The sequence below is a fragment of the Aeromicrobium sp. CnD17-E genome, from assembly GCF_024124745.1.
Lineage (GTDB): Bacteria > Actinomycetota > Actinomycetes > Propionibacteriales > Nocardioidaceae > Aeromicrobium.
Genome location: NZ_JAMXRU010000058.1, coordinates 1 through 21,008 on the forward strand (window position 1 = coordinate 1; position 21,008 = coordinate 21,008).

Below are 21,008 nucleotides of genomic sequence, written 5' to 3' on the forward strand. Positions count from 1 at the left end.
TCACCTCGGCGGCGTTCGAGCTGGGCGGCACCCGCTCCGCCGCGCGCGGGACGTCGACGGGCGCCCACGACCGGCACTGGCGCAACGCGCGCACCCACACGCTGCACGACCCCGTGCGCTGGAAGCTGCAGCACCTCGGCCGCTGGGCGGTCGCGGGCACCCCACCGCCCCGCAGCGCCCAGGTCTGACCCACCCCCTCCCTCCCCCACCCCCGCTGAGTGTGACGTTTGCGGGGCGGATCCCGACGATTTGCCCCGCAAACGTCACACTCAGCGGGGAGGGAGGGCCGGTCGTGTCCGACATGTGGGACCGCCTGCCGGGCGGAGGGGGCCGGGTCATTCTCGAGGCATGAGCCTGACCTTCCACTGGTTCCTGCCCACCACCGGCGACAGCCGCTCCCTGGTCGGCGGCGGCCACTCCCTTCCCGCCGACGTCGCCCGCGGCGGAGGACCGGAGAACACCGCCGGCCGCTACCGCGAGCCCGACCTCGACTACCTCGTCGACGTCGCGCGCACGGCGGAGCGGCTCGGCTTCGAGGGCGTGCTGACGCCCACGGGCACGCCCTGCGAGGACGCGTGGGTCGTGACGTCAGCCCTCCTCGCGCACACCGAACGACTGAAGTTCATGGTCGCGCTGCGGCCGGGGCTCATCAGCCCGACGCTGCTGGCCCAGATGTCGTCGACGTTCCAGCGCATCTCCGGCGACCGGCTGCTGCTGAACGTCGTCGTCGGCGGCGACCCGTCGGAGCAGCTGCGCTTCGGCGACCAGGTGACGAAGGACGACCGCTACCACCGCGCCGAGGAGTTCCTCGAGGTCTTCCGCGCCGCCTTCACCGAGGCGGGGTCGACCTTCACGGGCGACTACTACGACGTGCAGGACGCGCGCACCCGCAAGCCCGGCACGGTCCCGCCCATCTACCTCGGCGGCTCGTCGGCGGCGGCCGGGCCGGTGACCGCCCGCCAGGTCGACACGTACCTGACGTGGGGCGAGGCGCCGGAGGCCGTGGCGGAGAAGATCGCCTGGATCCGCAAGCTCGCCGACGACGAGGGTCGACAGGTGAAGTTCGGCATCCGCCTGCACACGATCAGCCGCGACACGAGCGAGGAGGCGTGGGCGGTCGCCGACCGGATGCTGGCCGAGCTCGACCCGGCCGACGTCGCGAAGGCGCAGCAGGCGCTGGCCGGCAGCGAGTCGGAGGGCCAGCGTCGGATGCGCGAGCTGCACGGCGGCGTCGCCCCGACCGACGCCCGCAGCCTCGAGGTGCACCCCGGTCTCTGGGCCGGCGTCGGTCTGGTGCGCAGCGGCGCGGGCACCGCGCTCGTGGGCAGCCACGGCGAGGTCGCCGACCTGATCGGCGAGTACGCCGACCTCGGCATCGAGGAGTTCGTCCTGTCGGGCTACCCCCACGTCGAGGAGGCCTACTGGTTCGCCGAGGGCGTCCGCCCCATCCTCGCCGCCCGCGGCCTCGTCGACTGACAACACACCGCTGGTCGAGTAGCAGCGACGGCGAGCGCCAGCGAGCTCGTCGGCGCGATGGAGCCGTCGCAGTGGGGCGTAGCCGCGACGGAGCGAGACCACCCGGCAACGGCCCAGCGCGGGCCGGGCGTCAGCCGACGTCGACCTGGTCGGCGTCGAGGCGGTCGAGGAGGTTGCGGCCGAAGCCGCGGCCGATGCTGGCGAGCACGCCGTCCATGGCGGCCTTCACGGCGGGCTTCGCGAGCCTGCTGAGGGGGAGGTCGACGCGGACGGTGATCTCGATGTCGAGGCGGGTGCCCTGCTCGTGCGGGCTGAGGCCGTAGGAGCCCTCGACGGCGGCTCGCTCCTTCGCGCCCTCGGGCGGGTCGTGCGTGAACGTGATGCACCGCGGCTCGTCGGTCTCGATCAGCACGGTGAACGCCGGCGCGAGGCTGATGCCGAGACCGGGGATCTCCTCCATGACCCAGCGCCAGTGGTCGCCGTCGACCTCGATGCGTCGGACGAGCGGGGTGAGTCGGGCGACCTCGGCAGGGTCGTTGAGGACGTCCCACACCTGCTGCTGCTCGGCCGTCACCACTGCCTCGGACGTGCGGGTCGCGGTGAACCAGGTCATGCCCCGATCCTGCCCGCACATCGGTCGTGGCGCGCGTCGGTGGGAGGATGCCGCCGTGGACCGTGTGCCCGTCGACCGTCGCCAGATCGCCGCCCTCATGGCTCTGACGTTCTCGACGGGCGTGGTCGACGCGGTCTCCTACCTCGGGCTCGACCGCGTGTTCACGGGCAACATGACGGGCAACGTCGTCCTGCTGGGCCTGGCGCTCACCGGCGCTGCCGGCCTGTCGGTGGTGGGGGCGTCGGCGGCACTGGCCGGGTTCCTCGCCGGGACGACGCTCGGGGGCCGGGTCGTGCGGGGGTCGACGCCCGGGTGGAACGGTCGCGTCACCAGTCTGCTGGCGGTGGTCGCGTTCGTCCTCGGCGTGCTCGGCGTGCTGCTGCTCGTCGTCGAGCCGGTCGGCCGGGCGGCGCTGACGACGACCACGACGACGCTCGGCGTCGCGATGGGGCTGCAGGCGGCCGCGGCCCGGCACGTGGCGGTGCCGGACGTGTCGACCGTCGCGGTCACCAACACGCTGATCGGCCTGGGCTCGGACCTCTCCCTCGGCACGGGACGGTCGCAGCGGCGGGCACTGCAGGCGACGGTGGTCACGCTGATCGTCCTCGGCGCCGTCGTCGGAGCCCTGCTGCTGCGCTGGCACCTGGCGGCGGGGCTGGGTCTCGCGACGCTCCTGGTGGCGTCGGCGGCCGTGCTGGGTCGGCCCGAACGACCCGCTCGGTAGCGTGGGCCCATGCGTGTCCTCGTCACCGGCGGCGCCGGCTACATCGGCTCCCACACCGTCCTCACCCTCCTCGAGCAGGGCCACGACGTCGAGGTGGTCGACAACCTCGTCAACGGCAAGGCCGAGGCGGTGCGCCGGGTGGGCGAGCTGGCCGGCCGTGACGTGCCGCTGCACGAGGTCGATCTCACCGACGCCGACGCGACCGACGCGGTCCTGGCGCGCGGGTTCGACGCGGTCATCCACTTCGCGGCGCTGAAGGCGGTCGGCGAGAGCACGCAGAAGCCGCTCGAGTACTACGCGAACAACATGGGCTCGACGTTCACGCTCATGGACGCGATGCGTCGCCACGACTGCCGCACGATCGTCTTCTCCTCCTCCGCCACGGTGTACGGCGCGAAGGCGCCCGTGCCGTACGTCGAGGACTACGAGCCGCTCGACTCCTCCAGCACCTACGGTCAGACGAAGGTCATGACGGAGCGCATCCTCACCGACGTCGCCGCAGCGGACCCGGCCTGGCGGGTGGCGCTGCTGCGCTACTTCAACCCGGTCGGCGCGCACCCGTCGGGGCGGATCGGCGAGGACCCCCAGGGCATCCCGAACAACCTCGTGCCGTTCATCGCGCAGGTCGCGGTGGGCCGCCGCGAGCGGCTGTCGGTCTTCGGCGGCGACTACCCGACGGCCGACGGCACCGCGGAACGTGACTACATCCACGTGCAGGACGTCGCGGAGGGTCACGTGGTCGCGCTCGACGCGATCGTCGACGGCGACGCCGGCGTGCACGTCTGGAACCTCGGCAGCGGTCAGGGCACGTCGGTGCTGGAGATGATCCACGCGTTCGAGCGCGCCAGCGGTCGCGAGATCCCGTACGAGGTCGTCGACCGTCGCCCCGGCGACCTCCCCGCGTTCTGGGCCGACCCGACGAAGGCCGAGCAGGAGCTCGGGTGGCGCACCTCGCGCACCGTCGACGACATGTGCCGCGACACCTGGACCTGGCAGTCGCAGAACCCGCAGGGGTACGACGCCTGACGCCTGGGCCGTATCGCCCGTCGTGGTCACCTGCGGAGCGCCCCGCAACTGTCCAACACGCGCGTTCTGACGACTTCTCGTCGGTTCTCTGCGGAAAAACCGCTCGAAAGTGGTCAGATCGGCCTTCGGGAGCCAGCGGGCTCGGGCGAGCCCGCGACTCTCAGACCCGACGCTGCGCGATCTGGTACAGCGCGATGCCCGCGGCGACGCCGGCGTTGAGCGACTCCAGGCTGGAGGCCATGGGGATGGAGACGATCTGGTCGCAGGTCTCGCCGACGAGGCGGGAGATGCCCTTGCCCTCGCTGCCGATGACGACGACGAGCGGTCCGTCGGCGAGGTCGAGGTCGGGCAGGGCGACGTCGCCGTCGGCGGCCAGGCCGACGACCATGAGGCCCGCCTCCTGGTAGGCCTTCAGCTGACGGGTCAGGTTGGTGGTCCGTGCGACCGGCACGCGCGCGGCGGCGCCGGCCGACGTCTTCCACGCCGACGCGGTCATCTGCGCCGACCGACGCTCGGGGATCACCACGCCGTGCGCGCCGAAGCCCGACGCCGAGCGCACGACCGCGCCGAGGTTCCGCGGGTCGGTCACGCCGTCGAGCATGACCACGAGCGGCGGCACGCCCTCCTCCTCGGCCCGCGCGAGCAGGTCGTCGGGGTGGGCGTAGTCGTAGGCGTCGAGCTTGGCCGCGACGCCCTGGTGCACGGCGCCACCGGTGAGCTTGTCCATCTCGACCCGCCCGATCTCCAGCAGCGACACGTGCTGCTCGGCGGAGAGCCGGAAGATCTCACGGATGCGCTCGTCGCGCTCCGCACCCTCGGCGATGTACAGCCCGGCGACGGGCACGTTGGCGCGCAGCAGCTCGACGACGCTGTTGCGTCCGGCCACCCACTCGGGTCCGCCGTCGCCGCCCTTGCGCTTGGGCCGTGCGGCCTCGCGCTTGTCGGCGGCGCGCGCCATCTTGTACGCCTTGTGGTTGGGGCGCTCCTCCGCACGGGGCGTCGGGCCCTTGCCCTCGAGACCCTTGCGGCGACGTCCGCCGGACCCGGCCGTGGGGTTGCCCTTGCCGGTCTTCTTGATCGCGCCGCGGCGCTGGCTGTTGCCTGCCATCGGTCAGGTTCCCTTCACGGACCAGCGCGGACCTTGCGCCGTGTCCTCGATGTCGATGCCGGCCGCAGCCAGCTGGTCACGGACGCGGTCCGCGGTGGCGAAGTCCTTCGCGGCGCGCGCCTCCTGGCGCTGCGCGAGCAGCGCCTCCACGAGCGGCGCGAGCGCCTCGTCGGCGGCCGACGTCGACGTCGCCGCCCAGTGCTCGGAGAGCGGGTCGAGCCCGAGCACGTCGAGCTGCGCACGCACGGTGGCGAGCACCTCGCGCAGCTCCGGTGAGTCACCCGAGGCCAGCAGCGTGTTGCCGCGCGTCACCTCGCCCTGCAGCACGGCGACCGCCGCCGGCACGCCGAGGTCGTCGTCCATGGCGGCCGCGAAGGCTGCGCCGACGTCCCCCGGCACGACGTCGCCGCCCGCCGCGCGCACGGTCTCGTCGGCGCGTCGCACGAAGCCCTCGACGCGCTCGAACGCGACCGCGGCCTCCTGCAGCGACTCCTCGGTGAACTCGATGATCGAGCGGTAGTGCGCGGCCACGAGGTAGTAGCGCAGCGCGATGGCCGGCACCCGCTTGACCACCTCGCTGACCATCAGCGTGTTGCCGACGCTCTTCGACATCTTCGCGCCGCTCAGGTTGAGCATCGCGTTGTGCATCCAGAGCCGCGCGAACGGCTGACCTGCCGCGCGCGACTGGGCGATCTCGTTCTCGTGGTGCGGGAAGCGCAGGTCGAGCCCGCCGCCGTGGATGTCGAACTCGGTGCCGAGGTACTTCGCGGCCATCGCCGAGCACTCCAGGTGCCAGCCGGGACGGCCCCGACCCCACGGCGTCGGCCACGACGCCGACTCCGGGTCGCCCTCCTTGTGGCCCTTCCACAGGGCGAAGTCGCGCGGGTCGCGCTTGCCGTCGGCTGGCGCGTCGGGCGCGGCCTGCATGTCGTCGACCTGCTGGTTGCTGAGCTCGCCGTACGCGGGCCACGACCGGACGTCGAAGTAGACGTCGCCCGAGCCGTTCTCCGCCGGGTAGGCGTGACCGCGCTCGATCAGCGTCTCCATGAGCTCGATCATCTCGGGCACGACGCCCGTCGCACGCGGCTCGTACGTGGGCGGCCGGCAGCCGAGCACCTCGTACGCGGCGTGCAGGGCGCGCTCGTTCTCGTAGGCCACCGCGAACCACGGCCGGCCCTGCTCGCGACCCTTGGCGAGGATCTTGTCGTCGATGTCGGTGACGTTCGCGACGATGGTGACCTCGTAGCCGGCGCGCTCGAGCCAGCGTCGCAGGACGTCGAAGACGACCTCCTTGCGGATGTGCCCGACGTGCGGCGGTCCCTGGACGGTGAGCCCGCAGTGGTAGATGCCGACCTTGCCGGGCACGACCGGGTCGAGGTCGCGCTGCTGCCGGGTGGCGGTGTCGTACAGGCGCAGGCTCACCCCGGAATCCTAACGGTCCGCGACCCCGGTCCCGACCAGACCGATTCGTCCCAACCGCCCCACGAGCCCCTGACGTCACCTACCCTCGAAGAATGCCTCTTCCCCGTCGGCATGCACCACGCCGCATCGTCCCCGCCGTCGCCGCCGTCCTGCTCGCGTCGCTGCTCGTCCCGACCGCGCCCGCGCAGGCCGCGTCGCAGTCGGCGAGCACCGTGCGCTGGGTCAGCGCGGCCCAGCTCCAGAAGGGCTCGTTCGACGGCGTCCGGGTCTCCGGCTCCGCTCTCGTGCTCGACTCGCCGAAGCGCCGCCAGACGTACCGCGACCCGTACAAGGGCCGCACCGCGACGTGGGCCTACGGCACCTGGACGTCGCCGTGGTCGTCGACGGGCTACTCCGCGCGCGCCCTCGTGCCGTCGTGGAGCGCCCGCACGCCCGACGACACCTGGCTGCGGGTCAAGGCCCGCGTGCGCCAGGGGTCGAAGGTCGGCAGCTGGGACACCGTCGCCATCTGGGCGAAGGGCGAGAGCGGCGTCTACCGCACGTCGGGCCCGTCGCAGACCGACGACCTCGCCCGGCTCGACACCGACACCGTGCGCGCGAACGGCTCGGGCACGTTCAGCCAGTGGCAGGTGCAGGTCGAGCTGCTGCGCCGTCCGACGTCGCGCGCGACGCCCCGCGTCGAGTCCGTCGGCGGCGCCGCGTCGTCGTACACGACCCGCCGCATCGCCACGAGCCGCACGACGATGACCCGCACGACTACGTTGTCGGTGCCGACCTACTCGCAGATGACGCACCGCGGGCACCACCCCGAGTGGGGCGGCGGCGGCGAGGCGTGGTGCTCGCCGACGTCGGTGTCGATGATCCTGCGCTACTTCGGCTCCGGGCCGACGTCGCGCGAGCTGAGCTGGGCCAAGGGCACCGACCGCCAGGTCGACCACGCCGCGCGGTACTCCTACGACTACCGCTACGAGGGCACCGGCAACTGGCCGATGAGCGCCGCGTACGCGAGCACCTACGGCCTCGACACGTTCGTGACGCGCCTGTACGACCTGCGCGAGGCCGAGCAGTTCATCAAGGCGGGCATCCCGCTCGTCGCGTCGGTCGCCTTCGGCCGGGGCGAGCTGAGCGGCGCACCGATCTCCTCGACGCCGGGGCACCTGATGGTCATCAGCGGGTTCACGCGCGACGGTCGCGTCATCGCCAACGACCCCGCCGGTGCGACGAACTCCGCCGTGCGCCGCACCTACGACCGCGCGCAGTTCGAGCGCGCGTGGCTCGGCGGCAGCGGCGGCATCGTCTACGTCGTCCGGCCGGGCAGCAAGGCCCTGCCGAAGGACAGCCCGCGCTGGTAGTCGGGCAGGATGCAGCCATGACCTGGCCCGACCTGCGCACCGGCATCGGCACCGACGTCCACCGCCTCGTGCGCGGACGGCCGATGTGGCTCGCCGGTCTGGAGTGGCCGGGTGAGGACGCCGGCCTCGAGGGCCACTCCGACGGCGACGCCGCGTGCCACGCGATGGTCGACGCGCTGCTGTCGGCGGCCGGCCTCGGCGACATCGGGTCGCGCTTCGGCACCGCCGACCCGCGCCTCGCCGGCGCCTCCGGCACCACGTTCCTGACCGAGACCGTCCGCCTGCTCGACGAGGCGGGCTTCGCCGTGCTCAACGTGGCGGTGCAGGTGATCGGCAACGCGCCACGCCTCGGCCCACGTCGCGACGAGGCACAGGAGCTGCTGAGGTCCGTCGTCGGCGCTCCGGTCAGCATCTCCGCGACGACCACGGACGGTCTCGGCCTGACGGGCCGCGGCGAGGGCGTGGCGGCCGTGGCCACCGCGCTCGTCGCGCGACGCTGACCTCCACGCCGCACGCACGGCACGGGATCGACAGGCCCCAGGAACGACGACGGCCCCCGCCCGGAGGGGCGGGGGCCGTCGGACCGAGCCTCGGGTCAGGAGGCGAGGACCTCGTCGAGCCGCAGCTCGGCCTTGTCCTCGTTGGTCTTCTCCGCGAGCGCGAGCTCGGAGACCAGGATCTGGCGCGCCTTGGCCAGCATCCGCTTCTCGCCCGCGGACAGGCCACGCTCGTGGTCGCGGCGCCACAGGTCGCGCACGACCTCGGCCACCTTGAGCACGTCACCGGAGTGCAGCTTCTCGAGGTTCGCCTTGTAGCGACGCGACCAGTTGGTCGGCTCCTCGACGTGCTCGGCGCGCAGGACGCTGAACACGCGCTCGAGGCCGTCGGCGTCGACGACGTCACGCACGCCGACCAGGTCGACGTTGCAGGCGGGCACACGGACGACCAGGTCGTTCTGGGCGACGATGCGCAGGACCAGGTAGTCGCGCTCCTCCCCCTTGATCGTCCGCTTCTCGATGTCTTCGATGACTGCGGCCCCGTGGTTCGGGTACACAACCGTCTCGCCGACAGTGAAAGTCATAAACGCGGCACCTTTCGTAGGTGACCAGTTTAACACGCGCCACGGACGGCCTTTTCAGCCGTTCCTCGGGGTCGGACGGTAGGTTCCGCCCCCGCCCAGGGGCCCGGCCCGCACCTCGCCGCCGCGACGCCCTCCGATATGCTCCGCACGACGACCCTCCTCGACGTAGAAGCAGGTGCCCGGTGTCCACCGTTCGCACGCGCCGTCTCACGGCCGCCACCCTGATGCTCACCGCCGCCCTCGGGCTCACCGCCTGCGGCACCGGTGGCAGCACCCAGACGAACCAGCAGTACCAGCCCGGCATCGGCGCGAACGTGCGCACGGGCGACGTGCGCCTGTACAACGCGCTCCTGGTGGCCAACACCGACGACACGTACGCGCTGTCCGTCGGCCTCCTGAACACCACCGACGAGGAGCAGACGCTCGAGTCGGTCACCGTGCGCCCCCTCGAGGGCTCCGGCTCGGTCACGGCCGAGCCGGCCCTGCCCGTCGAGCTGCAGCCCCGCCAGCTGTACACGCTGGGTCGCCAGGGCGAGGTCGCCGACATCGACGGCTCGTCGGTCGAGCTGGGCCGCTACGCCCGCCTGACGCTCACGTTCTCCAGCGGCGACGAGGTCGAGGTCGAGGCGCCGATCGTCGCCCGCACGTCGACCTACTCCGACGTCGCCGAGAAGCCGGTGAGCCCGGGGTCGTCGGCAACGCCGACGCCGAGCGCGAGCGCCAGCCCCACCGCCGGCAGCTGACCCCGGCGCACCGGGCGGCGACGTCGCCGGGTGCCACCGACGCACGAAGGGCCGTCCCGATCCTCGCGGATCGCGGACGGCCCTTCGTCGTGCGACGAGGCGTGGGTCAGGCGCCGGGGGCGATCTCGCCGGTCACCAGGTAGACGACGCGGCGCGCCATGGAGACCGCGTGGTCACCGATGCGCTCGTAGTAGCGGCCGAGGAGCGCCAGGTCGATGGCCGGCTCGATGCCGTGCTCCCAGGTGCCGCCGAGCAGCGCGCGGAAGAGGTCCTTGCGCAGCCGGTCCATCTCGTCGTCGGTGTCCTCGAGGCGGCCGGCCGCGTCGACGTCGCGGTTGGCGACGATCCGCGACGCCGCGTGGATCATCTGGTCGGCGACGGACGCCATGGCCATGATCGTCGGCTGGATGGAGACCGGGACGGCGACGTCGGGCATGCGCAGGCGCGCGACCTTGGCCACGTGCACCGAGAGGTCGCCCATGCGCTGCAGGTCGGTGAGCATGCGCAGCGTGGCGACGAGCTGGCGCAGGTCGGTGGCGACCGGCTGCTGGGTGGCGAGCAGCAGCAGCGCGCGCTCCTCGATCTCCTCCGTCGTCTCGTCGATCTGCTTGTCACCGTCGATCACCTGCTCGGCGAGCGGGGCGTCGGCGTTGAGGAGGGCGGCGGTGGAGGCGGCGACGGCCTTGCGGACGGTCCCGGTCAGCTGGACCAGGTCGTCGACGATGGTGTCGAGCTGCTCGTAGTACGCATCACGCATGCCCCCGACCCTAGAAGAAACCGGTGAACGATGAGCGACCCCCGGTGAACGAACCGTGAACAGCCGCGGAAAGCCGCACGTCAGAGGGGGTTCGCGCTCGGAGCTGGGTGAACGGTGGGCCTAGCATCGCCGTGTGGACATCGACGCGGCCTACCTGATCGCCGGCGCCGTCGGCGCGGCCGTGGGCGCCACGGTGACGTTCGTCTGGCTGTTCAGTGAACGGCGCCAGAACGCGGCACCCGAGGAGCCCGCGCCGCTCGTGCCGCCGGGGGCCCAGGCGGTGCTCTCGGTGCTGTCGTCGACCACCGTCCTGCTCGACTCCTCCAACACCGTCCTCGAGGCCTCGGCCCAGGCGGTGGCCCTCGGGATCGTGCGCGACCGGCGGATCGAGCCCGACGAGATCCGCGCGATGGTCCAGCAGGTGCGACGCGACGGCCAGGTGCGCGAGTCGAACCTGACGCTGCAGCGCCGCCGCGGTCTCCCTGCGCACGTGTCGGTGCGCGTCGCGCCCCTGACGTCGCGCCTGGTGATCGTGCTGGCCCTCGACCGGACCGACCAGCAGCGCGTCGAGAACATCCGCCGCGACTTCGTCGCCAACGTCAGCCACGAGCTGAAGACGCCGGTCGGTGCGCTGAACCTGCTCGCCGAGGCCGTCGCCGAGGCGAAGGACGACCCTGAGTCGGTCGTGCGGTTCGCGTCGCGCATGCAGACCGAGAGCGAGCGCCTCACCCGGCTCGTGCAGCAGATCATCGACCTGTCCCGGCTGCAGAACGACGTCGCCAGCGACGACGCCACGACGGTCAAGGTCGACGAGCTGGTCGCAGAGGCCTGCGAGCACTCGGCCACGGAGTCCGAGCGCAAGCGCATCGAGATCTCGCGCACGGTCGAGCCCGACCTGCTCGTGCACGGCGACCGCGCCCAGCTGCATGCGGCCGTGAGCAACCTGGTCGAGAACGCCGTGACGTACAGCCCGGAGGGCTCGCGCGTCGTCGTCACGGCCGCGCTCGCCGGCGACGACGTGCGCATCAGCGTCGCGGACAACGGCATCGGCATCGCCGGCCCTGAGCTCGAGCGGATCTTCGAACGGTTCTACCGGGTCGACCCTGCCCGCGCCCGCGCCACGGGCGGCACGGGGCTCGGCCTGTCCATCGTCAAGCACGTGGCCGCCAGCAACGGCGGCACCGTCGACGTGTGGAGCGAGCCCGGCGCTGGCTCCACCTTCACGCTGGTGCTCCCCCGCTTCCAGCACGACCTCGATGAGGAGATCCTGTGACACGAGTGTTGGTCGTCGAGGACGAGACCAGCTACAGCGAGGCGCTGTCGTACGTCCTGCGCAAGGAGGGCTTCGACGTCGCGATCGCCGAGACCGGCCCTGACGCGTTGACCGAGTTCGAGCGCGGCGGTGCCGACATCGTGCTGCTCGACCTCATGCTGCCCGGGCTGCCGGGCACCGAGGTGTGCCGTCAGCTGCGCCAGACGTCGAGCGTGCCGATCATCATGGTCAGCGCGAAGGACACCGAGGTCGACAAGGTGGTGGGCCTCGAGCTCGGCGCCGACGACTACGTGACCAAGCCCTACTCGCCGCGCGAGCTGGTGGCCCGCATCCGCGCGGTGCTGCGCCGCGGCGCGGTCGAGGAGGTCGACGAGGACGGCGTCCTCGAGGCCGGCCGCGTGCGCATGGACGTCGAGCGGCACCTGGTGTCGGTCGACGGCGACACGGTCAAGCTGCCGCTGAAGGAGTTCGAGCTGCTCGAGTTCTTCCTGCGCAACCCGGGCCGGGTGCTGACCCGCGGCCAGCTCATCGACCGCGTGTGGGGCGCCGACTACGTGGGCGACACGAAGACGCTCGACGTCCACGTGAAGCGGCTGCGCGCAAAGATCGAGCCCGACCCCGGCAACCCGATCACCCTCACCACCGTGCGCGGGCTGGGCTACAAGCTCGACGCCTGACGTCTCGACGGCGGCGGGCGGTACGGTCGAGCACCTTCGACCGAGAGGCGGGACGAGATGGTCGGCGGCCTTCTCACGATCGGCGTCGTGGCTCTCCTGTTCCTGCTCGTTCGCAGGTCGATGCCCGACTATCGCGCGCAGCGGGATCGCCTGGGCAGCGCGCGCGAGGTCAGGCGGTTTCGCACAGCATGGGTGAAGGGCGTCGTCCCCGCCGACATTGATCGCGACGCATGGCGCCGAGAGGTGGACGTGTGGCCGCCGCCGGACTTCGACGAGCGACGACGCAGGCGACTCGCGCTCATCGGGGTCGTCTTCCTCGTGCTCGTCGGCGTCCGGACCGTCCTCTTCTCCGTGGACTCCGGAGACCTGCGCTTCGCCGCAGCCACGAGCGCAGCGGTCGTGCTCCTCACCGCAGTCTTCGTCATCGTCCCCTGGTTGTTCTTCGGCGGGAGAGCGTCACGCGCCCGCCGCACCGCTCGTCTGCGCGCGGCTCTCGAGTCCGGCGGCCCCGCCGAGGGCCCGGACCGGCCGCGGTCCGCGCGCTAGCGTGACCGCATGACCATCGAGCGTGAGCAGAGGCGGTTGTTCCGACGGGCGATGCGCACGGGTCACGCGCCCGTCGGTCTCGACCGGGAGCGCTGGCTGCCCGCGGTCCGCCAACGGGAGACCCTGCTGCGCCGGGGCCGGCCCGTCCAGGCTGCGCTCTGGGCCGTGGTGGTGACGATGCTGGTGCTCGTCGTGGCCCTGGGCCTGCTGGGACCCGTCCCGGTGCTGGTCTGGACCGGGTCCGTGCTCCTGGCCCTCTCCGTCGTCTTCGCGCTGCTGCTCGACCGCGTCTGGGTGCGCGCAGCGCGCACCGTCGCGGGGCTCCTCGACGAGCTGGAGCGGGCGGGTGGTCGCTGAGCGACCACACCTACGGCTCAGGCGGTCGCACCGTGAGGAGGTCCCCGACCTGGCAGTCGAGCACGTCGCAGATGGCCGTCAACGTCGAGAACCTGATCGCCTTGGCACGGTCGTTCTTGAGCACGGACAGGTTCACGACGCTGACCCCGACGAGCGTGCTCAGCTGGGTGAGCGTCAGGCCGCGGGCGGCGAGCAGGTCGTCGAGCGCGCACGTGACGCGGTGCTCGAGCTCCGGGGGCATCAGACGAGACCGTCGACGTCACGCCGCAGGGTCGACGCCGTCCGGACCGCCACCGCGCCGGCACCGACGACGACCGCGGCGGCGAGCATGAGCAGGTCGGGGGCGGCCGACGGCTCGAGGTAGACCAAGGGAGCCACGGCACCTGGCTCCAGCACCGTCTTCGTGGCGCGGGTCGGAAGGTCGAGCCGCTCGATGAACGCCTCGTGGGACATCGCCTGCAGCACCGGCGCGAGACCGCCGCCGAGGGCCAGCGCCACGGAGAGCGCCGCGAACCAGACGTCGAGTCCTCGACGCCAGAGAGTGCGGCGGAGCCATCGACGCATGAGGACCAGCACGAGCAAGCAGGCCACGACGAGTGGGAGGGCGCGAAGGACCCGTGACGCCTGGTCCAGTCGGGTCGCGCCGGCCAGGTCGCCCTCGCCGGCGACCTCCACGGACCTGACGTCCTGCGTGATCAACGGGGCCGTCGGCTCGGGGAGTCCGCCCCCCGAGACCTTGAGCGTGATGACGGGGTACGACGTCGTCGTCCCCGCGACCGCGTCGGTCACCTCGACCGTGTCGGGAGCGAGCGCGGAGCTTGCCGCTGCCAACGCCGTCATGATCGTCACGAACGAGACGACGATGCAGACCCACCACTGGACGCGCGCCACGACACGATTGCTGTGCATGACGCTGACCTTATCGACTATCGATATGTCGTGTCCGCGGATTCCGCGTTCTGACGACTTTGGGTCGATCTGTCGGCGACAGATCGACCCAAAGTCGTCAGAACGCGGGAGTGGGGGTCAGCGACCCTGGTTCGCGACCGCGGCGATGGCGTCGGCGGCCGCGTCGGGGTCGAGGTACTGGCCGCCCTTCGTGACGGGCTTGAGGTCGGCGTCGAGCTCGTAGACGAGCGGGATGCCGGTGGGGATGTTGAGGCCGACGACCTCGTCCTCGCCCAGGCCGTCGAGGTGCTTGACGAGCGCGCGCAGGGAGTTGCCGTGGGCGGTCACCAGGACCGTGCGGCCGTCGAGCAGGTCGGGGACGATGCTGTCGTACCAGTAGGGCAGCATCCGGTCGAGCACGTCGGCCAGGCACTCGGTGCGCGGCAGCAGCTCGTCGGGCAGCGACGCGTAGCGCGGGTCGCCGGCCTGCGAGAACTCCGCGTCGTCGGCCAGGGCCGGCGGGGGCGTGCTGTAGGAGCGGCGCCAGGTCATGAACTGCTCCTCGCCGAACTCCTCCAGCGTGGCCTTCTTGTCCTTGCCCTGCAGCGCGCCGTAGTGACGCTCGTTGAGGCGCCACGACCGCTTGACGGGAATCCAGTGCCGGTCGATGCCGTCGAGCACGATCTGCGACGTGCGGATCGCGCGGCGCAGCAGCGACGTGTGCGACACGTCGGGCGCGATCCCGGCCTCGGCGAGCAGCCTGGCACCGCGGCCCGCCTCCTCGACGCCCTGCTCGTTCAGGTCGACGTCGACCCATCCGGTGAACAGGTTCTTCGCGTTCCACTCGCTGTGGCCGTGACGCAGGAGGACGAGCGTGTAGGTCATGCCGCCAGCCTAGTGGTCGCGCGGCCCGCGCCCGCCGCCACGCCCAGCGGTTTACCACGGTCCCGTGGTAAAGATCGTCCTCCCGCGGCAAACTTCCCTCGGGCGGACGAGGTTTACCACGGGACCGTGGTAAACCGTCAGGACGGCGAGTCGGAGCGCCACTCCTGGTGGATCTGGTGGAGCGCCTGGACGTAGTCGTCCTGCGACTGCGGGCCGGCGAGGGTCCAGCGGTGCTCGACGACGACGTAGGGGAGCTGGGTGATGCCCAACGACCGGGCGGTCTCGTCCTGGGTGCGCACGGCGTCGGCGTACTCCTCGCTGGCGAGCAGGGCGTCGGCGGTCTCGAGGTCGAGCCCGACGAGCGCCGCGCGGCTGGCGAGCACGAGCGGGTCGGCGACGTCGGCGCCCTCGAGGAGGTGGGCCCGCCAGAGCTGGTGGATGAGCTCGCGCTGCGCGCCCGGCGCGGCCTCGTCGGCCCACGTCAGCAGGCGCCACGCGTCGAGGCTGTTCGCCTCCACCGCCTCGACGAGGTTCAGCTCGATGCCGCTGATCCGCGCGGCTGCCGTCACCTGGGCGTCGACGAGGTCGACCTTGTCCTCGCCGCCGAGCCGCTCGGCCTGCACCTCGCGCAGCGGACGCCCCGAGCTGGGCGCGTCGGGGTCGAGCAGCCGGGCACGGAACGCGACCTCGACGGGCTCGCCGACGAGGATCGTGAACATGCCCGCCGCACGCTCGAAGCGGGTCGCACCCACGTAGGACCACGGGTCGGTCACGTCGCAGAACACGGTCGCCTTCACCCGCCCCACGCTACGGGACCGTCGCGAGGCCGCTCGCCGCTACCGCGCGCCGGGACGCCGACCTGCACGCCATCCGCATGCTGGGACCGGCTCCACGCGCGTCGCGGCTCCCCTACGGTCACACCTCGTGATCCGTCCCCCCGCCCCGTCGCGCTGGCTCCCGCCCGTCGTGACGCTCGTCGTGGTGCTGGCGGCCTGGAGCGCGGTGTCCGCGTCCGGCATCGTCCAGCCCGCGTACCTCGCGCCCAGCCCGTTGGAGGTGTGGGACGCGTTCCTGCGCGCGAACACGAACCACGCGGTCGGCGGCGGCGTCGACCGGGTCGTGCGGGGCGAGGAGGGCTACTACCTGTGGGAGCACCTCGTGGTGAGCCTGCAGCGCATCGGCGGCGGGCTCGCGCTGGCGATCGTCGTCGCCGTGCCGCTCGGGCTCGCGATGGGCACGGTCGGATGGTTCGAGCGCGTCGTCGGCCCCTACGTCGACTTCCTGCGCTCCCTGCCGCCGCTCGCCTACCTCGGGTTCCTCGTGGCCTGGTTCGGCATCGGCGACACGTCGAAGGTCGCGCTGCTATTCCTGGCGGCGTTCCCGCCCATCGCGCTCGCCACCCTCAACGGGGTGCGCGGGATCCGCGAGGACCGGCTGAACGCCGTCCGCTCCCTCGGGGCGTCGCGCCGCCAGACGATCACCACGGTCGTCCTGCCCGCGACGCTGCCCGACATCCTCAGCGGCCTGCGGGTCGCCGTCGGGTTCGCGTGGACCACCGTCGTGGCCGCCGAGCTCGTCAACGGACTGCCAGGCATCGGGGGCCTGGCGTACCTGTCGGGGACGCAGAACAAGCTCGCGCTCTCGGTGGCCTGCATCATCGTCATCGGCCTGACCGCGATCGTCCTCGACCTGATCATCCGCACCCTCGAGAAGAAGCTCGTCCCCTGGCGAGGAAAGGCCTGACATGACCCTCCCCCACCTGACCCGCACGCGTGCCCTCGCGGCCGCCGTCGCAGCCACCGCCGCCCTCGCGCTCAGCGCCTGCGGCGTCGGCGGCGACACCGAGCAGGCCTCGGCCGACGCGTGCCCGTTCCAGGCCGACGAGTCCGTCGACACGACGGTGCGCATCGGCTACCAGAAGATCCCCAACGGCGACGTCGTCGTGAAGGACCAGAAGATCCTCGAGAACTGCCTGCCGAACGCCACGATCGAGTGGAGCAACTTCGCGTCCGGCGGCGACGTCGTGCAGGCGTTCGGCGGCAAGAGCCTCGACATCGGGCTCGCCGGCTCCTCGCCCAGCACGAAGGCGCTGTCGGCGCCGCTCGACCTGCCCGTGTCGGTCATCTGGATCCACGACGTCATCGGCTCCGCGGAGTCGCTGGTCGTGCGCGACGGCGAGGCCACCGACATCGAGGGCCTGAAGGGCAAGACGATCGCCACCCCGTTCGGCTCGACCGCGCACTTCTCCCTGCTGCAGGCCATCGCCGACGCCGGCGAGGACCCGTCGGACTACAAGATCGTCAACACCGAGCCGGAGCAGATCGCGCCGGCGTGGTCGCGCGGCGACATCGACGCCGCCTGGATCTGGGACCCGACGCTGAGCACCCTCGTGAAGGACGGCGGCAAGGTCGTGCTCACCAGCGAGGACACCGCCAAGGCCGGGAAGCCGACGTTCGACCTCGCCATCGCCGACCGCACGTTCGTCGAGGACAACCCGAAGGTGCTGGCCGTCTGGGCGAAGGCGCAGGACTACGCGGTCAAGCAGATCAAGGACGACCCGGCGAAGGCCGCCCAGAGCGCGGCCGTGGAGATCGGTGTGAGCGCGGCGGAGGCCGAGAAGCAGTTCGCCGGCTTCACCTTCCTCGACGCGAAGCAGCAGACGGGCGCCGACTGGCTCGGCGGGAAGCTCGGGCAGGACCTCTTCTCGACGGCGAAGTTCCTGCTCACGCAGGACGGCATCGCCAAGGTCGCGCCCGAGTCGACGTACGCCGACGGCGTCGACCCCGGACCGGCGAAGGCCGCCGCGGGTGAGTGAGCGTCACGACCTCGCGGTCACCGTCGCGGGCCTGGAGCAGGAGTTCCGGGCCCGCGACGGGGTCGTGCGCGCCCTCGACGGCATCGACCTGACGATCGAGCCGGGCGAGCTGGTGACGCTGGCCGGACCGTCGGGGTGCGGGAAGACGACGCTGCTGCGGATCCTGGCCGGCTTCGTGGAGCCGACGCGGGGCACGGTCGAGGTCGGCGGCAGGCCGGTCCGCGGGCCGGGCCGCGAGCGGGGCGTCGTCTTCCAGCAGCCCACGCTCTACCCCTGGCTCGACGTCCGCGACAACGTGGCCCTGGGCCCGAAGGTGCGCGGCGTCGCGAAGGCGGAGCGGTACCGCACGGCCGAGCGCTACCTCGAGCTCGTCGGGCTGGCCGACGTCGCGGGGCTGCGGCCGTACGAGCTGTCCGGCGGCATGCAGCAGCGCGCCCAGATCGCGCGGGTGCTGACGAACGACCCCGAGATCGTGCTGATGGACGAGCCGTTCGGGGCGCTCGACGCCCTCACCCGCGAGCGTCTGCAGGAGGAGCTGCTGACCATCTGGCGCGAGACGGGCAAGACGATCCTGTTCATCACGCACGGCGTCGACGAGGCCGTCTTCCTGGGCTCCCGGGTGCTGGTGATGAGCCCGCGCCCCGGTCGCATCGTCCTCGACGAGCCGGCCCGCTTCTCCACCGACGGCCACCAGGTGCCGCCCGCCGACCTGCGCGCGCTCCCCGAGTTCACCGCCCTCACGACGAAGGTCCGCGAGGCGATCTCCCACCCGTGACGTCCCCGGGGGACGCAGGGCGCTGCGTTCGTGTGCGGGAGGGTCCGACGGTTCTGCGTTGGCGACGGGATCCCGTCGCCAACGCAGAAGCGTTCGGCCCCGAACGCTCGAACGAAGAATCGTAGGCGCCCTTGGCGTTGGGGTGACGCGAGATTCTCCCTTCTCGTGGACCGATCCACGCTAAGGGAGAATCCCTGCCGCACCCCGCCCGCCATCGGTGGATCTGCAACCGCACAAGCGCTCCTGCGGTTGCAGATCGACCGATAGGACGCGCCAACGCAGAACCTCGCCCTCAGAACACGCAGAGGAAGAAGCCTGCGTCGGGAGCGAGCCCAGACCAGACCCCGAGACGCGGAGCCGCCCCAGGCCCGCCGCCGGTCGAGGCCCTTTCGGGGACCGGACCCGGCGAAAGTCGAGCCAGCGCACCAGCAAGCACAAGCCCCCTGCGGCAGCGCACCAGCAAGGTCACGACGACCGCAGCCAACGCACCAGCAGGGCAACACCAGCGCCACAGCGCCAGGCAGAACCTCAGCCCTTCGGCCGCAGGTGCGCGAACGCGGCGAGGTTCGCCGTCGACTCCCCGCGCGACTCGCGCCACTCCCACTCCTTGCGGATGGAGGAGGCGAAGCCGAGCTCGAGGATGGTGTTGAAGGAGTCGTCGGACGCGGCGAGCACGGAGCCGAGGAGCCGGTCGACCTCGTCGTGGGTGACGGAGACGAGCGGGAGGCGGCCGTCGAGGTAGATGTCGCCGGCGGAGTCGATCGCGAACGCGACGCCGTAGAGCTTGAGGTTGCGCTCGAGCAGCCAGCGGTAGACGCCCTCGTGGTTCTCGTCGGGGTTGCGGGCAACGAACGCGTGCACGCCGAGGGAGTGCCGGTTGACCTCGAGGCGGGTGGTGGTCTTCAGCTTCCGCTCGCCCGGCAGGTCGACCTCGACGACGGTGAGCCCGTGGCGCACGTGGTCGAGCCCGGCCTGGGCGACGGCGTCGAGGATCACCTCGAGCGCGTGCCGCTGGTCGGTCGTCAGGTCGTCACTCACGCGGGTTCACCCGTCCTTCCGTCCGGCGCGGGCCGCGACGGCGCGCGCGTACACCTCGAGCACCCGGTCGACCGTGGCGTCCCAGCCGAACCCCGACGCGTGGGCGACGGCCTTCGCACCCAGCTCGTCGCGCAGCGCGCGGTCGGTCAGCAGCGGGTGCAGCGCGTCGGCGTAGTCGTGCGGGTCGTGGCCGTCGACGAGGACGCCGCTGACGCCGTCGGCGACGGCGGTCGAGAGCCCTCCGACGCGGGCAGCCACGACGGGTGTCCCGCAGGCCTGCGCCTCGATGGCGACGAGCCCGAACGACTCGTTGTGCGACGGCACGCACACGACGTCGGCCGCGGCGTACCAGGTGGCGAGCACGTCCTGCGTCACTGCGGGCTCGAGCCGCACGACGTCCGTGATGCCCAGCTCGGCGGCGAGGTCGGCGAGCGACGTGGGCCGGTCGAGACCACTGCCGGACGCCCCTCCGACCACGACGACCTGCAACCGCTCGCGCAGCGCGGGGTCGCGGGCGAGGAGGTCGGCCGCGGCCCTGAGCACCACGTCGGGTGCCTTGAGCGGCTGGATGCGACCGGCGAAGAGCAGCACGGCAGCGTCGGCGGGCAGGTCGAGGACCCGGCGCGCCTGGTCGCGGCTCCCGGGGCGGAAGCGTTCGAGGTCGACGCCGGGGTGCACGACGTCGACCCGCGACGGGTCGGCGGCGTAGAGGTCGAGCAGCTCGCGTCGCTCCTCCTCCGTGTTCGCGACGAGCCGGTCGGCGATGCGCACGATCTCCTCCTCCCCGACGACGCGACCGATCGGCTCGGCGCGGTCGCCGTCGGCGAGGTGGGCGTTCTTGACCTTCGCCATCGTGTGCATGGTGTGCACGAGCGGGACGGCCCACCGCTCGGCTGCGACGGTGCCGACCTGCCCGGAGAGCCAGTAGTGGCTGTGCACGAGGTCGAAGTGGTGGGGCCCCTGCTCGACCTCGGCGCGCAGCACGTCGCGCACGAACCCGCAGAGCTGGCTCGGCAGGTCGTCCTTGGTGAGCCCCTCGAACGGCCCGGCGGTCACGTGCCGCACGACGACACCGGGCGACGCCTCGACCGCCGGCGGCAGGTGCCGCGACGTGGCCCGCGTGAACACCTCGACCTCGACCCCGCGGGCCGCCAGCCGCCGCGACAGCTCGAGCACGTACACGTTCATCCCGCCGGCGTCGCCGCTGCCGGGCTGCTCCAGCGGCGACGTGTGCGCCGAGAGCATGGCCACGCGGCGCGGCAGCGGGAGGAAGGTCACCGCACCATCTTGGCCCGGGCCGCCCAGCGGCGCAGCGCTCCCCCTCCGCCGACGGGTGCCGCGCCGGGCGTCCGAGCGGGTGCGACGATGGGCGCATGGTCGAGCCGAGCCCCAGCACCGTCCGTCCTGTCGCCGTCGTCACCGGAGCCAGCAGCGGCATCGGCGCCGCGTCGG

Annotated in this window: 24 protein-coding genes and 1 pseudogene; 14 read left to right on the plus strand and 11 right to left on the minus strand. The window is 72.2% G+C overall.

The genetic code is table 11. The annotated features are described in order from the left end of the window. Positions 1-188 (plus strand): annotated as a pseudogene (locus NH339_RS11640) (SfnB family sulfur acquisition oxidoreductase); the annotation flags it as partial. Between the two features lie 160 nt (positions 189-348). Further along, positions 349-1,476, plus strand: a complete 1,128-nt coding sequence (locus tag NH339_RS11645; protein ID WP_253025466.1) for an LLM class flavin-dependent oxidoreductase — start codon at positions 349-351, stop codon at positions 1,474-1,476. A gap of 130 nt (positions 1,477-1,606) precedes the next feature. Here NH339_RS11645 and NH339_RS11650 read toward each other — a convergent pair whose 3' ends face one another. Further along, on the minus strand, positions 1,607-2,089 hold the full coding sequence (locus tag NH339_RS11650) for a CoxG family protein (protein ID WP_253025468.1): 483 nt from the start codon (positions 2,087-2,089) through the stop codon (positions 1,607-1,609). 55 nt (positions 2,090-2,144) lie between these two features. On the opposite strand from NH339_RS11650, the gene NH339_RS11655 reads away from it, so the two are divergent. Both NH339_RS11655 and galE read left to right on the plus strand, forming a co-directional pair. Next, positions 2,145-2,813 (plus strand): YoaK family protein, encoded by a 669-nt coding sequence (locus NH339_RS11655; RefSeq protein WP_253025470.1) that lies wholly within the window; start codon positions 2,145-2,147, stop codon positions 2,811-2,813. Between the two features lie 9 nt (positions 2,814-2,822). Continuing rightward, positions 2,823-3,839: a UDP-glucose 4-epimerase GalE gene (gene galE, locus NH339_RS11660; protein WP_253025471.1), complete on the plus strand. Its 1,017-nt coding sequence runs from the start codon at positions 2,823-2,825 to the stop codon at positions 3,837-3,839. A 160-nt stretch (positions 3,840-3,999) separates the two neighbouring features. Here galE and rlmB read toward each other — a convergent pair whose 3' ends face one another. Both rlmB and cysS read right to left on the minus strand, forming a co-directional pair. Beyond that, positions 4,000-4,947: a 23S rRNA (guanosine(2251)-2'-O)-methyltransferase RlmB gene (gene rlmB, locus NH339_RS11665; RefSeq protein WP_067853883.1), complete on the minus strand. Its 948-nt coding sequence runs from the start codon at positions 4,945-4,947 to the stop codon at positions 4,000-4,002. Positions 4,948-4,950: 3 nt separating this feature from the next. Beyond that, entirely contained in the window at positions 4,951-6,369 is a 1,419-nt protein-coding gene (gene cysS / locus NH339_RS11670; protein ID WP_253025472.1) for a cysteine--tRNA ligase, read from the minus strand. Positions 6,370-6,461: 92 nt separating this feature from the next. Between cysS and NH339_RS11675 the strand changes: the two genes are divergently transcribed. Continuing rightward, positions 6,462-7,721, plus strand: a complete 1,260-nt coding sequence (locus NH339_RS11675; protein WP_253025473.1) for a C39 family peptidase — start codon at positions 6,462-6,464, stop codon at positions 7,719-7,721. 17 nt (positions 7,722-7,738) lie between these two features. Continuing rightward, positions 7,739-8,221 (plus strand): 2-C-methyl-D-erythritol 2,4-cyclodiphosphate synthase, encoded by a 483-nt coding sequence (gene ispF, locus NH339_RS11680; RefSeq protein ID WP_253025474.1) that lies wholly within the window; start codon positions 7,739-7,741, stop codon positions 8,219-8,221. 95 nt (positions 8,222-8,316) lie between these two features. Here the strand turns inward: ispF and NH339_RS11685 are convergent, their stop codons facing one another. Continuing rightward, complete coding sequence (locus NH339_RS11685; RefSeq protein ID WP_067853874.1) at positions 8,317-8,802, minus strand: CarD family transcriptional regulator; 486 nt, start codon at positions 8,800-8,802, stop codon at positions 8,317-8,319. Positions 8,803-8,984: 182 nt separating this feature from the next. Between NH339_RS11685 and NH339_RS11690 the strand changes: the two genes are divergently transcribed. Next, positions 8,985-9,545 (plus strand): hypothetical protein, encoded by a 561-nt coding sequence (locus NH339_RS11690; protein WP_253025475.1) that lies wholly within the window; start codon positions 8,985-8,987, stop codon positions 9,543-9,545. Positions 9,546-9,651: 106 nt separating this feature from the next. Here NH339_RS11690 and phoU read toward each other — a convergent pair whose 3' ends face one another. After that, positions 9,652-10,302: a phosphate signaling complex protein PhoU gene (gene phoU / locus NH339_RS11695; RefSeq protein ID WP_253025476.1), complete on the minus strand. Its 651-nt coding sequence runs from the start codon at positions 10,300-10,302 to the stop codon at positions 9,652-9,654. Positions 10,303-10,435: 133 nt separating this feature from the next. Between phoU and NH339_RS11700 the strand changes: the two genes are divergently transcribed. From NH339_RS11700 to NH339_RS11715, 4 genes are all read left to right on the plus strand, one after another. Beyond that, positions 10,436-11,575, plus strand: coding sequence for a cell wall metabolism sensor histidine kinase WalK (locus NH339_RS11700; RefSeq protein WP_253025477.1), 1,140 nt, complete (start codon positions 10,436-10,438; stop codon positions 11,573-11,575). Then, on the plus strand, positions 11,572-12,252 hold the full coding sequence (locus NH339_RS11705) for a response regulator transcription factor (RefSeq protein WP_067853862.1): 681 nt from the start codon (positions 11,572-11,574) through the stop codon (positions 12,250-12,252). Before NH339_RS11700 ends, NH339_RS11705 begins: the two co-directional genes overlap by 4 nt. A 249-nt stretch (positions 12,253-12,501) precedes the next feature. Beyond that, positions 12,502-12,798 (plus strand): hypothetical protein, encoded by a 297-nt coding sequence (locus NH339_RS11710; protein WP_253025478.1) that lies wholly within the window; start codon positions 12,502-12,504, stop codon positions 12,796-12,798. 9 nt (positions 12,799-12,807) lie between these two features. Beyond that, positions 12,808-13,155 carry a hypothetical protein gene (locus NH339_RS11715; RefSeq protein WP_253025479.1) on the plus strand — a complete coding sequence of 116 codons (348 nt, stop codon included), beginning with the start codon at positions 12,808-12,810 and terminating at the stop codon, positions 13,153-13,155. Positions 13,156-13,165: 10 nt separating this feature from the next. On the opposite strand, the gene NH339_RS11720 is transcribed toward NH339_RS11715, so the two are convergent. The 4 genes from NH339_RS11720 to NH339_RS11735 all read right to left on the minus strand — a co-directional run bounded on the left by NH339_RS11720 (position 13,166) and on the right by NH339_RS11735 (position 15,725). After that, positions 13,166-13,396, minus strand: coding sequence for a helix-turn-helix transcriptional regulator (locus NH339_RS11720; protein WP_253025480.1), 231 nt, complete (start codon positions 13,394-13,396; stop codon positions 13,166-13,168). Next, positions 13,396-14,064: a hypothetical protein gene (locus tag NH339_RS11725; protein ID WP_253025482.1), complete on the minus strand. Its 669-nt coding sequence runs from the start codon at positions 14,062-14,064 to the stop codon at positions 13,396-13,398. The genes NH339_RS11720 and NH339_RS11725 overlap by 1 nt, the downstream gene beginning before the upstream one ends. Positions 14,065-14,181: 117 nt before the next feature. After that, positions 14,182-14,928: a phosphoglyceromutase gene (locus tag NH339_RS11730; RefSeq protein ID WP_067853856.1), complete on the minus strand. Its 747-nt coding sequence runs from the start codon at positions 14,926-14,928 to the stop codon at positions 14,182-14,184. Positions 14,929-15,065: 137 nt separating this feature from the next. After that, entirely contained in the window at positions 15,066-15,725 is a 660-nt protein-coding gene (locus NH339_RS11735; protein WP_253025484.1) for a DsbA family protein, read from the minus strand. Between the two features lie 127 nt (positions 15,726-15,852). On the opposite strand from NH339_RS11735, the gene NH339_RS11740 reads away from it, so the two are divergent. From NH339_RS11740 to NH339_RS11750, 3 genes are read left to right on the plus strand one after another with little or no spacing between them, the layout of a single operon-like run. After that, positions 15,853-16,671 carry an ABC transporter permease gene (locus NH339_RS11740; protein WP_253025486.1) on the plus strand — a complete coding sequence of 273 codons (819 nt, stop codon included), beginning with the start codon at positions 15,853-15,855 and terminating at the stop codon, positions 16,669-16,671. Between the two features lies 1 nt (position 16,672). Continuing rightward, the gene (locus NH339_RS11745; RefSeq protein WP_253025488.1) at positions 16,673-17,743 is read left to right on the plus strand and encodes an ABC transporter substrate-binding protein; all 1,071 of its coding nucleotides are present in this window, start codon (positions 16,673-16,675) and stop codon (positions 17,741-17,743) included. Then, entirely contained in the window at positions 17,736-18,518 is a 783-nt protein-coding gene (locus NH339_RS11750) for an ABC transporter ATP-binding protein (protein ID WP_067853847.1), read from the plus strand. The genes NH339_RS11745 and NH339_RS11750 overlap by 8 nt, the downstream gene beginning before the upstream one ends. Positions 18,519-19,046: 528 nt before the next feature. On the opposite strand, the gene NH339_RS11755 is transcribed toward NH339_RS11750, so the two are convergent. Together NH339_RS11755 and mshA are read right to left on the minus strand one after the other, a co-directional pair. Then, complete coding sequence (locus tag NH339_RS11755) at positions 19,047-19,556, minus strand: YbjN domain-containing protein (RefSeq protein WP_202967696.1); 510 nt, start codon at positions 19,554-19,556, stop codon at positions 19,047-19,049. 6 nt (positions 19,557-19,562) lie between these two features. Beyond that, on the minus strand, positions 19,563-20,819 hold the full coding sequence (mshA, locus tag NH339_RS11760; protein ID WP_253025490.1) for a D-inositol-3-phosphate glycosyltransferase: 1,257 nt from the start codon (positions 20,817-20,819) through the stop codon (positions 19,563-19,565). Positions 20,820-21,008: the final 189 nt, after the last annotated feature.

What these genes read in the sequence shown, in the direction of transcription:
- ispF (WP_253025474.1), top strand. Translation starts at nt 7,739, where the DNA reads ATGACCTGGCCCGACCTGCGCACCGGCATCGGCACCGACGTCCACCGC.
- NH339_RS11725 (WP_253025482.1), bottom strand. Translation starts at nt 14,064, where the DNA reads ATGCACAGCAATCGTGTCGTGGCGCGCGTCCAGTGGTGGGTCTGCATC.
- NH339_RS11675 (WP_253025473.1), top strand. Translation starts at nt 6,462, where the DNA reads ATGCCTCTTCCCCGTCGGCATGCACCACGCCGCATCGTCCCCGCCGTC.
- NH339_RS11730 (WP_067853856.1), bottom strand. Translation starts at nt 14,928, where the DNA reads ATGACCTACACGCTCGTCCTCCTGCGTCACGGCCACAGCGAGTGGAAC.
- NH339_RS11720 (WP_253025480.1), bottom strand. Translation starts at nt 13,396, where the DNA reads ATGCCCCCGGAGCTCGAGCACCGCGTCACGTGCGCGCTCGACGACCTG.
- galE (WP_253025471.1), top strand. Translation starts at nt 2,823, where the DNA reads ATGCGTGTCCTCGTCACCGGCGGCGCCGGCTACATCGGCTCCCACACC.
- NH339_RS11685 (WP_067853874.1), bottom strand. Translation starts at nt 8,802, where the DNA reads ATGACTTTCACTGTCGGCGAGACGGTTGTGTACCCGAACCACGGGGCC.
- NH339_RS11745 (WP_253025488.1), top strand. Translation starts at nt 16,673, where the DNA reads ATGACCCTCCCCCACCTGACCCGCACGCGTGCCCTCGCGGCCGCCGTC.
- rlmB (WP_067853883.1), bottom strand. Translation starts at nt 4,947, where the DNA reads ATGGCAGGCAACAGCCAGCGCCGCGGCGCGATCAAGAAGACCGGCAAG.
- NH339_RS11650 (WP_253025468.1), bottom strand. Translation starts at nt 2,089, where the DNA reads ATGACCTGGTTCACCGCGACCCGCACGTCCGAGGCAGTGGTGACGGCC.
- NH339_RS11645 (WP_253025466.1), top strand. Translation starts at nt 349, where the DNA reads ATGAGCCTGACCTTCCACTGGTTCCTGCCCACCACCGGCGACAGCCGC.
- phoU (WP_253025476.1), bottom strand. Translation starts at nt 10,302, where the DNA reads ATGCGTGATGCGTACTACGAGCAGCTCGACACCATCGTCGACGACCTG.
- NH339_RS11715 (WP_253025479.1), top strand. Translation starts at nt 12,808, where the DNA reads ATGACCATCGAGCGTGAGCAGAGGCGGTTGTTCCGACGGGCGATGCGC.